We start from the raw sequence: 15396 nt of genomic DNA, 5'->3' as shown, positions 1-15396 counted from the left end.
ATTCATTATGAACCCTTGGTCCTTCTTTTTTATAGGCTATGTTTTTTCACAGCCCCTTTACAAAGCGTTTTCATTCAGTTTCAAAGAACCTATTCGGTTTGGGGTTTTCGCATAACCCAAGGGCAGGCTCTACAATCAGCTGCATGCCGACACAGTTAATTGTTTCAACACCACGATAGCTGGTCATTGCCGCTATCCTCTGTTCTTACTTTATCATAAAAGTGCTTGCAGTCAAGAGAAAATAAGTTGTAAGGAGAACTCTTGGAAACTATATTAAATTTATATGAAATCGATCAGTCTCGGATCTACTAATTTTTATAAGGAGAACTGCAAAAGCAGCAAACAATTATGAACAACAAAACCCTAGACTACTACAATTACCATGCCCAATCCTTCGTCTCCAGCACCATATCCGTAAATTTCAAACCAATTCAGGACAAGTTTATAAATGCATTGCGTGGCAAACAGGTGCTTGATTTTGGCTGTGGTTCAGGTCGGGATGCGAAGTATTTTCTGGAAGAGGGGCTTTGTGTAACAGCTGTGGACGGATCAGAAGAAATGTGCAGATATGCCAGAGAATATACGGGCATACCGGTTCGGCATATGCTGTTTCAGGAACTGGATGCGCAGAATCAATATGACGGAATCTGGGCCTGTTCATCCATTTTGCATCTTCCGAAGAATGAATTGCGAGAGGTGTTATCAAAGATGGTGGATGCCTTATGCGGTGACGGTATTATTTATACGTCTTTCAAATATGGGAACTTTGAAGGGGAACGCAACGGAAGATATTTTACGGATTTTTCAATAGAAACATTTACGGAATTTATAAAAGATATAGAGAAAATCAGTATGGAAACATACTGGATCACAACCGATGTAAGACCTGGAAGAGGCGAGGAAAAATGGCTGAATGTAATGCTGCGAAAACATTAGAAACTGCGATTCTGGAAGAATATGTTACCGATGTCATGACGGGTGACCGGGATAAAAGAAGATATTTGTATTATCAGCTGACTCATAGCATGCGCAAGGCGGACCGCATCGATATCATTGTGTCATTTTTGATGGAATCCGGAGTGAAAATGCTTTTGGAGGAACTAAAGCAGGCTATGAAACGCGGCGCAACGGTTCGTATCCTGACGGGCAATTATCTTGGTATTACACAGCCGTCAGCATTGTATCTGATCAAGCACGAACTTGGAGAACTTGTGGACCTCCGGTTTTACCGGGAAAAAGACCGGTCCTTTCATCCAAAATCGTATATTTTCCATTATCCGGATCATAGTGAGATTTACATAGGATCTTCCAATATTTCACGCAGTGCGCTGACATCCGGGATTGAGTGGAATTACCGGTTCAGCAGTTATAAGGACCCTGAAAATTACGAAAAGTTTTATCAGACGTTCGAAGATCTTTTTCAGAATCATTCCATTGTGATTGATGAGGCAGAATTAAAACGGTACTCGAAAACCTGGCACAGGCCTGCGGCTTTCAAAGATCTGGATCGTTATGACAATACAGAAGAAGCGGAAAATACGAAAGTAAGGCTTTTGTTTGAGCCGCGTGGAGCGCAGATTGAAGCACTTTGTGCACTGGAAAACAGCCGGGCAGAAGGTGCGACCCGTGGAATTGTCCAGGCTGCGACAGGCGTTGGAAAAACGTATCTGGCGGCGTTTGATTCCAGAAATTATCAGCGGGTTTTGTTTGTGGCACACCGTGAAGAAATTCTGAATCAGGCGGCTGTTTCCTTTCGAAATGTCCGGAATTCAGATGATTATGGATTTTTTCACGGTAAAGAGAAAACAACGGATAAGTCAGTGATATTTGCTTCGGTATCGACACTTGGAAGAAAGGAATATTTGCGGGAAGAATATTTTCCGGCAGATTATTTTGACTATATCGTCATTGATGAATTCCATCATGCAGTCAATGATCAGTATCTTCGGATTGTAAATTATTTTAAGCCAAAGTTTCTGCTGGGTCTTACAGCTACGCCGGAACGAATGGACGGTCGGAATATCTACGAGCTGTGCGATTATAATGTTCCTTATGAAATTCCATTGAACGAGGCAATTAACAAAGGAATGCTGGTGCCGTTTCATTATTATGGCATTTATGATAAGACTGATTATTCTGTCTTGCATCTGGTAAAGGGACATTATTCTGAGAAAGACCTGAATGAAATTTATCTGGAAAATAAAGACCGATACGAGCTGATCTACAAATATTACAGGAAATACGGTTCGAGGCGTGCATTGGGGTTCTGCTCCACTAGAGAGCATGCTGAAAAAATGGCAATGGAATTCAGCAAAAGAGGAATTCCATCGGCTGCGGTCTACAGTGGTGCAGCAGGAGACTATGCCAAAGAACGGAATGCAGCAATAGAAATGTTAAAGGCGGGCGAGATTAGGGTAATCTTTTCTGTCGATATGTTCAATGAGGGCGTGGATATTCCGTCGGTGGATATGGTACTGTTCCTACGGCCAACGGAATCTCCGGTCGTATTCTTGCAGCAGCTTGGCAGAGGACTGCGACGCAATGCAGGAAAAGAATACCTGAATGTGCTGGATTTCATCGGAAATTATGAGAAGGCAGGAAATGTGAGGCGGCTTCTCACTGGAAATTTTGGTTCGTCGGCAATGTCATACCGGTCATCCGATCAGGCAATGAATCAACTGTCAGACCAGGCTTCAAATCAGGAAGGAATCCCGGATGATTGTCTGATCGATTTTGATATGCGGCTGATTGACCTTTTTGAAGAACTGGATAAAAAACATCTGAAAATCCGGGATCAGATCCAGATGGAATATTTCCGTGTAAAGGAAAAACTCGGCAGGCGTCCATCTCGTTTGGATTTGTTCACTTACATGGATGATGATATCTACCAGCTTGCCATATCGCATGCGAAAGATAATATTTTTAAAGATTACCTTGGATTCTTGAAATCACTGGGCGAGACAACAGATATGGAAGAAATGCTGCTGTGCGGGATTGGCAAAGAATTTTTGAACGTCCTGGAGACAACCAATATGACCAGGGTTTATAAAATGCCTGTACTTCTGGCGTTTTATCACGACGGTGATGTTCGGACAGATCTGACAGCATCGCAATTGATTCAGACTTGGAAGCACTTTTTTGATCAGAATCGAAACTGGAAAGATCTGGACAAACAGATTACCTATGAAAAATATAAAGCCATATCCGACAAAGACCATTTAAAGAAGATCATTACAATGCCGGTCCATTTCCTTTTGGAATCTGGAAAAGGATTTTTTGTAGAGAAGGACGGCTTTGTGATCTCACTTAGAAGTGAACTGCAGAGGCTAGTGCATCATGAAGTGTTTACAGAACAAATGAAAGACATTATCGAATACCGGACGATGGATTATTATCGGAGGAGATACCGGGAAACGAGATAATGTGTATAGGATTCTGTTCTAAAAGTCCGTACTTAGAAGGAGAAGAATAGTATGGAAGAGAAAGCAATTGCGCTTTATCATAGAATCATGAAGCGGGAAAATTTCGAGACAGCAGCGACCGATTTGTTTCATTTGCTGGTAAATGCCCAGAAAAAGGACCCAAATGTCCCAAGAATTTTGTATGTCGATATTGATGGACATCGGAACAAGGCCGGCGGATTTGACCGGGATATGTTGGAATTGCAAAAAGAATTTGGAATCGATTTTTTACTGCAATTTTTTCAAGAAGTTCATTTTCCATTGATTAGTGTAAAAAATACCAGAGAGCAAAACAATGACATACCACCAGAATTGGTGATTGGAAATGCAGAAAATGAAAAAGATCAAAGTCTGGATGAACTGTATATAGAAAATTATGCAAACACAGAGTTTATGTCAGAAGACAACGTTTATGATTATCTGAAACGGTTTTCAAGCTTTTTGAAGGATTATAATCAATGGAATGAATGCAATGAAAATGAGGGAAGCAGTGAAACAGATAAGCTTCATCTTCTAAATATGTGGCATGAGCATTTGAAAGATATGATCATGGAATTATTCAATAATTTTCTGTATGGGAATTTACTCTCAGCGGCTGCAATGACAAGGACATTAATCGAATGCTATGTTTATATCAGTATCTTAATTAAGGAACAAGATCCTAAGCTGATTGAGGATTGGTATCTTTGTGGCCTGATGATGAAAGTGAAAGAAGCGAAGAATCGGAAATCTCCGGTTTTAGGAATGGTAAAGCAGCTTTGCAAAGTTCTAAATCGTGATTTTTCAGAGATACAGAAAAAATTTGACGCAAATGACAGGAATAAAAATGAGAACAGTTGGCTGTGTGATGTCATTGGAGAAAAAAGGGTCACATTTAGAAAAGCCTGCGAATACTTGGGAGAACCTCAAGTGTATGGGGATTTTCAACAATTATGTTCTTTTGTGCATGGCCAGGATGTTCAGACGAAGATGATGCCATTTGTATTTTATTCTTCCATATACACAAAACTATATTTGATGTCCACGTATATTTTTAAATCGATCCGATTGTTTCCTATAGATGATACGATGGAACAAGAAATACAAAGTTTGGAATTGGGAGATCAGATATTGAATGATAGATGGGAGTGACAGCCCCTATATTGAAACTTTTTGAATCATAAACTTATGGTAAAAATAAAGAAAGAAGGTACACACCATGTTATTTATCGAATATCCAAAATGCTCTACATGCCAGAAGGCAAAGAAATGGCTGGATGCAAATCACATTTCTTATACAGACCGTCATATCGTGGAGAACAATCCAACGTATGAGGAACTGAAGCAGTGGTATGAGCGCAGCGGACTTCCGCTGAAGAAATTTTTCAATACAAGCGGCATGCTTTATAAGGAATTACAGCTGAAAGACAAACTTCCGGGCATGAGCGAAGAAGAACAGCTGAAGCTTCTGGCGTCGAATGGAATGCTGGTAAAGCGTCCGCTGATCGTGAAGGATGAGTTGGTGTTGACGGGATTTAAAGAAGAGGAGTGGAGCGAAAAATTGGGTTGCTGATGAAAAAATCCTCCATGATATCTATGAAGAGATGGATGTCATGGGGGATTTTTCATGTTGATCCCCACTCAGTAAGATAGCCTTATTAAAAATGGGAACCGATGCTTGAGATGTTAACAAATGCTTACATTTCAATCCACAGGGAAAACCTGATAAAAAGAATGTAACATGACAGGAATAAAGTTTCAAGTAAAAATTATGCAGAATAAAATATGTTTGTAAGAATTTGATAACAAATATATTGATATCTAATATGACTTGCAGTATATTAAAAGTAGTAGATCAAATGGAATGATTTATTTGTAACATTAAAAATATTCATTTTAATGCGAATTGAAAGAATAGTGATGAGCACATACTGACTGAAACACAATCATATTCGATAAAGTCACTTTGACCGTCTCTTGATGATAGACAACAGCGAGTACAGGCGGTTAGTAGTATACTCGCATCAGGGATAGGTTTTGATTAAGAAGAACAAGTAGGGAGGCGATAGATTTCAATGGGTACTACATTTTCAAAAGATATATTGGATTGCATGAAAGGGTGCATTTTATCTATTTTTTGGCCGAAAAAAGATATAGTTGATTTTATGAAAAAAGTTGGTTGCACCTCACGGGAACTGATGCCAGAAAGTGAGTATAAAGAACTGCATAGAGTTGAAATTGTAGATCAAATTTTTACTAATTTGGAAAAAAGAAGTGATTCAGGAATAGGACAATTTCGGTGCATGTTAAAGGAACTAACGGAATGGAATTATTTCAATCCTTATTATTTTCAGAAATTGAACAAATTGAGTGAGAGCGAAGCAAAAAGAAATATCAGTCATTTAAAACAGCTTCAGGAGATTCGGGATTATAAAATAAAGCAGGAAAGGCAAAGACAAGAAGAACAGGAAAGAAAAAGGAAAGATATCAGCATTAGTAGAAATGAATTAAAAAAGATTTTCTTAAATCTATTTAGTGGAAAAGATCAGAATGGAAGAGAAATAAATGCACAGCGAAGAGGATATTTGTTTGAGGAATTTCTAAAGAAATTGTTTCTAAATGAGAGTATAGAGGTTACCGAACCGTTTAAACTTGTGGGAGAACAGATTGATGGCTCCATAAAGTATGATGGAGAGCATTACATAATAGAAGCTAAGTGGCATGATAAATGGATTGCATCTGATAGCTTGTATCAGTTTGCAGCAAAAGTAGAAGGAAAGATGTATGGAAGAGGATTGTTTATTTCTGTAAATGGTTTTTCACCCGATTCGCTACAATCTTTGACAAAAGGCAAGGCACTTAGGACTATTTTGGTAGACGGAGGGGATTTAGTTCTAATTACAGAAGGAATGTACACATTGAAAGAAATGCTTGATAACAAAATTAAGGCAGCTCAAACGATGGGGAGAATATATGTTAATTCTACAAATTTGGCTGATAAAGTTGCCCAGCAGTAATAAGTTGGGCTTTTTATAGGACAGCTAAAAAGTTATACTAAATATCCAACAGCTAAAAAGTTATTCTTTTGGTAATGTGTGTTCAAGAAAAATGTCAAATAGATTTTGTTAAATGTTATCTTAAAAATTTTTATCCTATATAAAAGGAAAGGAGTGATCATAACGTGATTCAAAAAACCTACCCCATATCCATGGAAATTGCAGGAAACACAGCTCTCTGGACCCGGCCAGACACTGGCGATTCACCATGCAGCTATCCCGCACCCACATATTCCGCAGTTCGCGGATTGTTTGAAAGCGTTTTGTGGGGGCCGGCCGTTCTCGTGATTCCGAAAAAAGTGGAGTTGTGTGCAATTCCGCAATTCCATTCTTATGCGACCAATTACGGAGGACCGCTGCGGAAAAATGATTCTGTTAAAAAGGGTAACAATTATCAGATGTATGCAACGGTTCTGCTTGATGTTTGCTACCGGTTGTATGCAGATGTTATTCCGAATCCTGACAAATCGAAAATGCCGGGGCGGGCGTTGGAATGGGACCGAAAAACAACATCTCCCGGGCATGCTTATCAGGAAATATTTAATCGCCGTTTAAATCGTGGACAATCCTACGCAACATTAGCTTTGGGCTGGAGCGAGTTTACACCTTCTTACTTTGGTCCGTTTCGGGATACAACGCATGTGTGCGAAAATCTGCCGGATATCCAGATTCCTTCGATGCTGCGCGGTGTATTCCAACAGGGTTATTCTTCTCATTATCAGGCATTATATGATACCGATTTGTGCATCCACAAGGGCGTTCTGGAGTATCCGGAGAGGAGTGATTGTCGTTGATCAATGAATTGTATAACTTATCCGAAACGCTTGAAAAGGCAAAAATCCAAACGCAAAACTGGCATAGAAAATACAGACCAATCCCAAATATAAGAGAAAAGACACCTTGTGTTTGTATTATGTTTTCTGATGAAAAGGTGATGAAAATTTCTTCGCTTGATCCCAAATACAGTACGATTTTGCGAAAATATGGTTCGAATCAGGGAAGCTATCCATGCATGAACCTGGCATCATTGTATCGTGTTACGGAGGATCCTATCAAAAAAGAATTAAATGAAATAGCAGATCATCCAGAGAAACTAAATGGTGAGACACTTGAAAAGATAAAAGGATGGTGTACGGAATATAACTGGGGAAAAAAGTTTCAGGGTAAGTACAAAATATCAATGGAAAATACCGTTGTGGAACTGCAGACGGCAGCTGCCCGGTTTGAACCGCTTCAAATATTAATCGACGAGACAAAATGCTTTTCGGATGCATCCCGCTTACATAAAGAACTGGAATCTGTTGTTTGGAAGATGCTGGGTCAGCGGGAACATGTGAAACTGGCATTGGCGGTTCTTTTTTATCAGGGAAAATCTGGGGCGGATGCAGCCGATGATTATGGTTCTCTTTCCGTGGCACTTGAATCTGCAAAATTAATAGAGGCTGGAATACCGTCAGTAAGCGATAAATTTGTCACAGGTTTGAATGCGTGTTTACTTGAAATGGACTTCTCTCAACAAGGGGAACAAGAAGCAAATGATGTTGATGCGTTCGGAAATCCATTTCAGGCAATAGAAGAACCAATGCCGGGCGTGAAGCTGGCTGGTGGCTTCGATGTTACGATCCGTACCATGTTCAAAGAACAATACTGCCAGAACAGATATGGAAAAATCGAGAATGCCAGTTATCCGATTTCTCCGTCTATGCGTGTGAAGCTTCAGGCATCACTGGAATGGATCGGAAAAGAGGAACAGAGAGATAAAACATGGATGAACCTGGAAAAAAATGAAATTTTGTTTGTATATCCATTCAGAATGCCACAAGTACCGATTTCTTTCACGAATTTCTTTGGCTCTTCAAAGAATCTGGAAGAATCGTTCACAACACGGTCAGAAAAGTTTGTCCAGGAGTTAATAAAATCGAAAGATCCCGAAGTGGATTCGCAGGCGAAATGGATTCAGATTTTTATTCTCCGAAAAATTGATAAAGCACGAACCAAAGTTGTTTATACACGTCAGACAAATCCGTATGAATTGGAAGCATGTTCGGAGGCTTGGAATTGCGGCTGCAAAAACCTTCCACGCTTTCCATTTGGTGAGCCTGTGGTATTGGAACCATTGGATACGTCGGATGTACTAAACCGATTCTGGAAAGCAAATGGTGAAATGGCAACCGACCGGTTTCACCCGGTTCCGAGATATCGTGGATTAGAATTGTTGCTGGAACCTACGTTACCCGTAACTGCTGATCTTCACAGAGTATTGGAAAAGACTGAGTTACTGAGTCCATTCCTTGGAAATTTATGTGCGAAAGATAATTGGAATCATTCCATATGGAAACATGTGAAAAACATGGTATCGTTGTTGGGAATTTTACTGGATCGAGAAGATATCAGAAAGGAGGACTATATGGAGAATGTGCCATATCTCTATGGTCAGTTATTAAAAACGGCAGATGAACTTCATGCGCTTTATTGCAATGTGGTGAGAAAAGGTGATTTTCCGCCGCAGTTTTTGGGAAGTGGCTTGTATCGAAATGCCAGTGAGACGCCAGCCCGCACGTTGAATATTTTAAGTCAGCGTATCATGCCGTACTATGCCTGGGCGAAAAGTTATCGATACAAAGAAAGAACAGAACCGGGGAAGGAAAGCTGGCGGGCAGCGTGGCTGTATTATCAGTTTGAACGAATTATGAATCTGCTGCGTGAAAAATGGACAGTCCCGGCCCGATTTAATGAGGAGGAAAAAGCACAGTTGTTTATTGGATATCTTGCGGCATTTCCTAAAAAAGAAGAAAGTACGATAAACGAGGAGGTAGGAATCGATGAGTAATGAAATTAAGCGTGCAACAGGATTACTGGTAATTGAAGCAGTGAATTCAAATCCGAATGGTGATCCGGACCGAGAAGGCGATCCACGTCAGCGGCCGAACGGATGCGGAGAAATTTCTCCGGTTTCTTTCAAGAGAAAATTACGTGATTTGCTGGATGATCATGATACTCCATTTTTTCAGGCACTTCCGGAAATGTTTAGCAATCATGCGGACCGTTATTTTATTTTAGAGCATCGTGGACGTGACAGAAAGCAGATCACAAAAGAACTGGGAAAATCACCGGCTGATTTTAGAAATAGTGAATTTGTAAAGAAGTATTGGGATGCGCGCGTGTTTGGTAATACATTTCTTGAAGATGGCGGCGATAAAGGTTTTATTAAAACGGGAGTTGTGCAGTTTGGAATGGGTATTTCAATTGCGCCTGTCGATATTTTGCGCCAGACAAATACCAATAAAGCAGGTGTTCAGGAGGGGAAAAATGCCGGAATGGCACCACTGGGCTATCGCGTCGTAGATCATGGTGTTTATTGCATGCCGTTCTTCGTTAACCCCAATTATGCGGATAAGAGCGGATGTACTGCAGAGGATATCGAACTCTTAAAACTGCTGATTCCACATGCGTATGAGCAGAACCGCTCAGCAATCCGCCCGGATGTTCGCATCCGCCATGCGTGGTATATAGAACACAAAAATATACTGGGCAGTTGTCCAGAATATAAGCTGATCGAAGCGTTGACACCTGAAAAAATCGGAGACAAAATGGAACCCTCTTTATCGTGGAACGATTATCAGGACAAGCTTTCTCTTCCGGAAGAGTTGTTGGCGAAAGTAGATAGCTGTATCGATCTGGTGAATTTATAATGGAAGATTATCTTGCGCACAGTGCTAAAATGGAGTATCCGGCACAAACATATCTTGCACATATTCAAGGCGTAGATATGAGAGCTGTGCAGTACGCAAAGGACGTTGAACAGCACGCAAAATATTTGAAAAATGAACTTCATGATATTGTTCATGATGCGGTCTGTCTGCATGACCTCGGAAAATTAGAAACAGAGAATCAGATGGTATTACGAGGTCATGGACATGACCAGAGACATTTGCCGATCAATCATGTGGATGCTGGAAGCGCTGCGTTGGTAAAGAATGGTTATGGCTATGCAGCGCTTGCAGTCTATTCTCATCATAAAGGTCTTCCGAATATGCAGGCTGAGAGTATGAGAGAAACAGCCATTTTTCGTGATGAGCATATAAAAGTCCGGCAACACACGGATTCTGTGCTGTCAGATTTACTGCAATGTCACCAATCTGTGTTTCTCACCGAAACTTGTAAAGAGGAACAGCCCTATCCTGGAGAAATCAGTGTGTTTATTCGCATGGTTTTATCGTGTCTTGCGGATGCAGATCACACAGATACGGCGGTTACATATGGAAAGGCAGTTGAGTCGGAATTACCGGCATTGCGTGCAGAAGAACGACTTGCTGCATTGGATCAGTATGTATCAAAGCTAGAAGGTGATGATGAGCGTAATCGTCTTCGGCGGGAAATGTATTTAGTCTGCCGTAATGCCCGGATTAACAGTGATTTTTCATCTTGCGATAGTCCGGTGGGATCGGGAAAAACAACAGCAGTTATGGCACATTTATTGCAGCAGGCCATCAAACGCAATGCCAGACATATTTTTGTGATTCTTCCGTATACAAGTATCATCCAACAATCAGTGGATATTTACCGGAAAGCCTTGTTGCTGCCTGGTGAAGATCCAGAAGCAGTGGTTGCAGAATTACATTCACGGGTTGATTTTCAAAATTACAATACCCGTTATCTGACTTCATTATGGCGGGCGCCGATTGTAGTTACAACTGCAGTCGCATTTTTCGAAACACTTGCTTCCAATCGTCCATCAGCGCTGCGGCGGTTCCATGAACTGCCGGGGAGTGTTATTTTCATTGACGAAGCACATAACGCATTGCCTTTAAAATTATTGCCAATTGCCTGGAACTGGATGAATGTATTGGCAGAAGAGTGGAACTGTTATTGGACGCTTGCCTCGGGATCTCTGGTACGTTACTGGGAATTGAAACCTTTATCGCAAGTTGGTATGAAGCATCCCTGCGTTGAGGAATTGGTTTATGCGGATCTGCAAAAGCGCTTAATGATGTATGAAAAAGGCAGGATTCGTTTTTGCTTTCAGGAAAAACCAGTTACAAGAAAGAAACTGATAGAATGGATTCACAGCGCTCCGGGTCCGAGACTGCTGATTGTAAATACAGTTCAAAGTGCGGCAGTACTGGCAGATGACTTTTTAAAAAGATTTGGCCGATCTCATGTGGAACACCTATCAACTGCATTGAAGGCAGAAGACCGGGAACGTAAAATTGAGAAAATCAAAAGACGATTAGAGAATCGTGACGATACGGACTGGGTGTTGGTAGCAACTTCTTGTGTGGAAGCAGGCGTTAATTTTTCTTTCCGAACTGGATTTCGAGAGTTATCATCATTGCTTTCGCTTTTACAGGCCGCGGGGAGAGTTAATCGGCATGGAGATTGCCCTAGGGCAGAAATGTGGAGTTTTACGTTACAAGAAGATTCCATGTTAAAAGAGAATACGCAGCTGAATACTTCCAGAGACGTTTTGCGTGATTTCTTTTTACAAAATAAAGAAATTGTGCCAGAACTCAGCACCTACGCCATGGATGAGGAAATTGTCCGCGATGATAGTTGCCTGCGAACGATACAATCGCTCATGACGCAGGAAGCAGCCATGCAGTTTCAAAATGTCGCAAAGGAGTTTAAAGTGATTGATTCTGATACGGTTACAGCAGTTGTTGATGAATCCTTTGCAAAAGAAATTGCACACGGCAAAGGCGATTGGAAGGTATTGCAGAAAAAGTCCATTTCAATTCCCCGGAATAAAATCAAGCAATGGAATGTAAAAGAAATTGCAGATGATATTTTTCAATGGACTTTGGCGTATGATGAATTTTGGGGATATATGCGTGGCGTTTTGGAACAGTACAAGTAGAAGTTTCTGAAATATTTGACACGAATAGGTATTGGGTGCGAGTCAGAAGTGCACATAAAATGTTGGCAGATTCGCACCAGTAAAATTGTATATTTTTATAGGGTTGACAGCAATAGAAGAGGATAATGGTATTATTTTGTGAGTATTGCTGTGATTTATGCAGGCGTGCAAGGAATGGTTGTGCATGTTTGCTGTCGCTTTCTACGAGGAAGCTGTGGATTGAAATTTTGTGATCTGCATCGGCGTCATATCAACAATGGTCGCTTTCTACGAGGAAGCTGTGGATTGAAATGTGTTGCATAGTATTTAAAAATATACCATTTTTGAGTCGCTTTCTACGAGGAAGCTGTGGATTGAAATCGTATATGCCGATGGTAACTGGCAGCTTTATCAAGTCGCTTTCTACGAGGAAGCTGTGGATTGAAATTTCTGTATCGGGAATTACAGCATAGCTCAAATGGTCGCTTTCTACGAGGAAGCTGTGGATTGAAATTATGTCATTGGTGTACTGCACCGTAACAGGCAGGTCGCTTTCTACGAGGAAGCTGTGGATTGAAATCCTGTCCTATATGACATATTATTATGTCCAGGGCAAGTCGCTTTCTACGAGGAAGCTGTGGATTGAAATTTCAGTGTATTCGGTCGGTGGAACGAAAAATATGTCGCTTTCTACGAGGAAGCTGTGGATTGAAATAGAACGGTTTTGACCCCGGTGATTTTGCAACATCGTCGCTTTCTACGAGGAAGCTGTGGATTGAAATATGCTGTCGGAACGATTGAAGTCACCGTACACAATGGTCGCTTTCTACGAGGAAGCTGTGGATTGAAATTTTGCATGGATGGTAACAACGGTGGTTTTATTGGGTCGCTTTCTACGAGGAAGCTGTGGATTGAAATGCTTGATGTTGGCATCAATCTGGGGCTGTGCCATCGTCGCTTTCTACGAGGAAGCTGTGGATTGAAATAGGTATTTGACCACTTTGAGCCGATCATAAATCGTCGCTTTCTACGAGGAAGCTGTGGATTGAAATATAGTGCCTAGTGAAAGGGGGCGGTTGTTATGAGTCGCTTTCTACGAGGAAGCTGTGGATTGAAATGAACTCCAGACCGATGTTACCGGACGGTTTTACACCGTCGCTTTCTACGAGGAAGCTGTGGATTGAAATCTGAATGTCCCTTGTCATATCAATACCGCTTGGGGTCGCTTTCTACGAGGAAGCTGTGGATTGAAATACAGTGCTTAGAAAGGGGGAAATAGTATGTCTGGGTCGCTTTCTACGAGGAAGCTGTGGATTGAAATCTGCCATTTATAATATACCTCCACTGTTTCTTCTGTCGCTTTCTACGAGGAAGCTGTGGATTGAAATTACAAGGTCACGGGCGGCACGACATATCACATTTAGTCGCTTTCTACGAGGAAGCTGTGGATTGAAATCTTTGACTGTCTTTATTATATACTTACGGAAGTATGTCGCTTTCTACGAGGAAGCTGTGGATTGAAATTTTGCACCGCCGCCGTTGTTGCCTGCTCCTGCTGTGTCGCTTTCTACGAGGAAGCTGTGGATTGAAATTTACGTCAGCAGCAGTGTGTCCTTGCGTTCCGCGTCGCTTTCTACGAGGAAGCTGTGGATTGAAATCCTTGAACAACGTACAAGAGGGCGTGTTATACCGTCGCTTTCTACGAGGAAGCTGTGGATTGAAATCACCCTCTGCCAGCTAATATCTGCATAGGCATAGTCGCTTTCTACGAGGAAGCTGTGGATTGAAATATCACGTATGGTTTTTATTGTTCCGTCTTCGTCAGTCGCTTTCTACGAGGAAGCTGTGGATTGAAATATTCCAGCAAACTCGTCAAGCTCCTCAAACCAAGTCGCTTTCTACGAGGAAGCTGTGGATTGAAATAAGTACAGCAAACGCAAGGTAGAGCAGCTGGCGAGTCGCTTTCTACGAGGAAGCTGTGGATTGAAATAATTATAAAGGTCTGGCAGGTTTGCAACTACTGGTCGCTTTCTACGAGGAAGCTGTGGATTGAAATACCTGAAAGGTCAATCTGTAACTTAGCAACTTCAGTCGCTTTCTACGAGGAAGCTGTGGATTGAAATCTTCATAAACTTGCAGATTTTGCGTGATTCAACCGTCGCTTTCTACGAGGAAGCTGTGGATTGAAATTATGACCGTATCGGATCCATACTCTTTGATTCTTGTCGCTTTCTACGAGGAAGCTGTGGATTGAAATCACCCTCTCCATACCCTCTGTCGATAAGATCCGTGTCGCTTTCTACGAGGAAGCTGTGGATTGAAATCCGGGACGTCGCCCAGTTCCGCAAGTTCTGCGTTGTCGCTTTCTACGAGGAAGCTGTGGATTGAAATATAACTCTTGCATTGTTCTCTGCTGTGCTTATCGTCGCTTTCTACGAGGAAGCTGTGGATTGAAATAATGGTAGTAATCAACCTTGACCTTGGAGATATAGTCGCTTTCTACGAGGAAGCTGTGGATTGAAATTGTGAGGAGCAGTACGATGACACATACAAAGCATGTCGCTTTCTACGAGGAAGCTGTGGATTGAAATGGGTTAGGAACCTGATATGCCGGAATCGGTGCCGTCGCTTTCTACGAGGAAGCTGTGGATTGAAATTGCAAGCAATCGTAGACGGTCGAGGCGGGGCAGCAGGTCGCTTTCTACGAGGAAGCTGTGGATTGAAATCCATTGTGTTCCGCTTCAGAAATGGGGCGTTTAAAGTCGCTTTCTACGAGGAAGCTGTGGATTGAAATAATGTCACGTCTGCTGTTGCAGCCCAGCAGTTGCCGTCGCTTTCTACGAGGAAGCTGTGGATTGAAATACTCTGGATGCCTCGACCGCAAGCATTGGTAAGGGTCACTTCCTGCGAGGAAGCTGTGGATTGAAATTAAGCGCCATACTACCTCCGCTCCTGTAAACAAGTCGTTTTCTGCGAGGAACCTGTGGATTGAAGTGAGAAAGTTCTGACCAAGAAGATGTTCATCAATATGCAAAGGAATTGATTGCCCTAGAAGGAATAGATG

General features: G+C 41.6%; 9 protein-coding genes and 1 CRISPR repeat array. All 9 genes read left to right on the top strand.

Going from position 1 to position 15396, the window contains the following annotated elements; translation table 11 throughout:
* Positions 1 to 348: 348 nt before the first annotated feature.
* Positions 349 to 936, top strand: a complete 588-nt coding sequence (locus tag DXB18_RS03900; RefSeq protein ID WP_118706078.1) for a class I SAM-dependent methyltransferase — start codon at positions 349 to 351, stop codon at positions 934 to 936.
* The gene (locus DXB18_RS03895) at positions 906 to 3422 is read left to right on the top strand and encodes a DEAD/DEAH box helicase family protein (RefSeq protein ID WP_118706076.1); all 2517 of its coding nucleotides are present in this window, start codon (positions 906 to 908) and stop codon (positions 3420 to 3422) included. Before DXB18_RS03900 ends, DXB18_RS03895 begins: the two co-directional genes overlap by 31 nt.
* A 51-nt stretch (positions 3423 to 3473) precedes the next feature.
* Positions 3474 to 4592: a DUF5677 domain-containing protein gene (locus DXB18_RS03890; RefSeq protein ID WP_118706074.1), complete on the top strand. Its 1119-nt coding sequence runs from the start codon at positions 3474 to 3476 to the stop codon at positions 4590 to 4592.
* Positions 4593 to 4659: 67 nt separating this feature from the next.
* Positions 4660 to 5013, top strand: a complete 354-nt coding sequence (locus DXB18_RS03885) for an arsenate reductase family protein (protein ID WP_118706072.1) — start codon at positions 4660 to 4662, stop codon at positions 5011 to 5013.
* A gap of 502 nt (positions 5014 to 5515) precedes the next feature.
* Positions 5516 to 6457 carry a restriction endonuclease gene (locus tag DXB18_RS03880; protein WP_118706070.1) on the top strand — a complete coding sequence of 314 codons (942 nt, stop codon included), beginning with the start codon at positions 5516 to 5518 and terminating at the stop codon, positions 6455 to 6457.
* Between the two features lie 164 nt (positions 6458 to 6621).
* Positions 6622 to 7290 carry a CRISPR-associated protein Cas5 gene (cas5, locus tag DXB18_RS03875; RefSeq protein ID WP_118706068.1) on the top strand — a complete coding sequence of 223 codons (669 nt, stop codon included), beginning with the start codon at positions 6622 to 6624 and terminating at the stop codon, positions 7288 to 7290.
* The gene (locus DXB18_RS03870) at positions 7287 to 9326 is read left to right on the top strand and encodes a hypothetical protein (RefSeq protein ID WP_147355215.1); all 2040 of its coding nucleotides are present in this window, start codon (positions 7287 to 7289) and stop codon (positions 9324 to 9326) included. Before cas5 ends, DXB18_RS03870 begins: the two co-directional genes overlap by 4 nt.
* Positions 9319 to 10188 (top strand): type I CRISPR-associated protein Cas7, encoded by an 870-nt coding sequence (locus DXB18_RS03865; RefSeq protein WP_118706064.1) that lies wholly within the window; start codon positions 9319 to 9321, stop codon positions 10186 to 10188. The genes DXB18_RS03870 and DXB18_RS03865 overlap by 8 nt, the downstream gene beginning before the upstream one ends.
* Positions 10188 to 12353 (top strand): DEAD/DEAH box helicase, encoded by a 2166-nt coding sequence (locus DXB18_RS03860; RefSeq protein ID WP_118706062.1) that lies wholly within the window; start codon positions 10188 to 10190, stop codon positions 12351 to 12353. Before DXB18_RS03865 ends, DXB18_RS03860 begins: the two co-directional genes overlap by 1 nt.
* 193 nt (positions 12354 to 12546) lie before the next feature.
* Positions 12547 to 15327: direct repeats of the CRISPR family, unit length 33 nt; unit sequence GTCGCTTTCTACGAGGAAGCTGTGGATTGAAAT.
* Positions 15328 to 15396: the final 69 nt, after the last annotated feature.

The sequence above is a fragment of the Clostridium sp. OM02-18AC genome (genome assembly GCF_003481825.1).
Classification (GTDB): Bacteria; Bacillota; Clostridia; order Lachnospirales; family Lachnospiraceae; genus Brotaphodocola.
The sequence above is the reverse complement of the archived record's forward strand: the minus strand, read 5'-3'. Positions and strand labels throughout refer to the sequence as shown.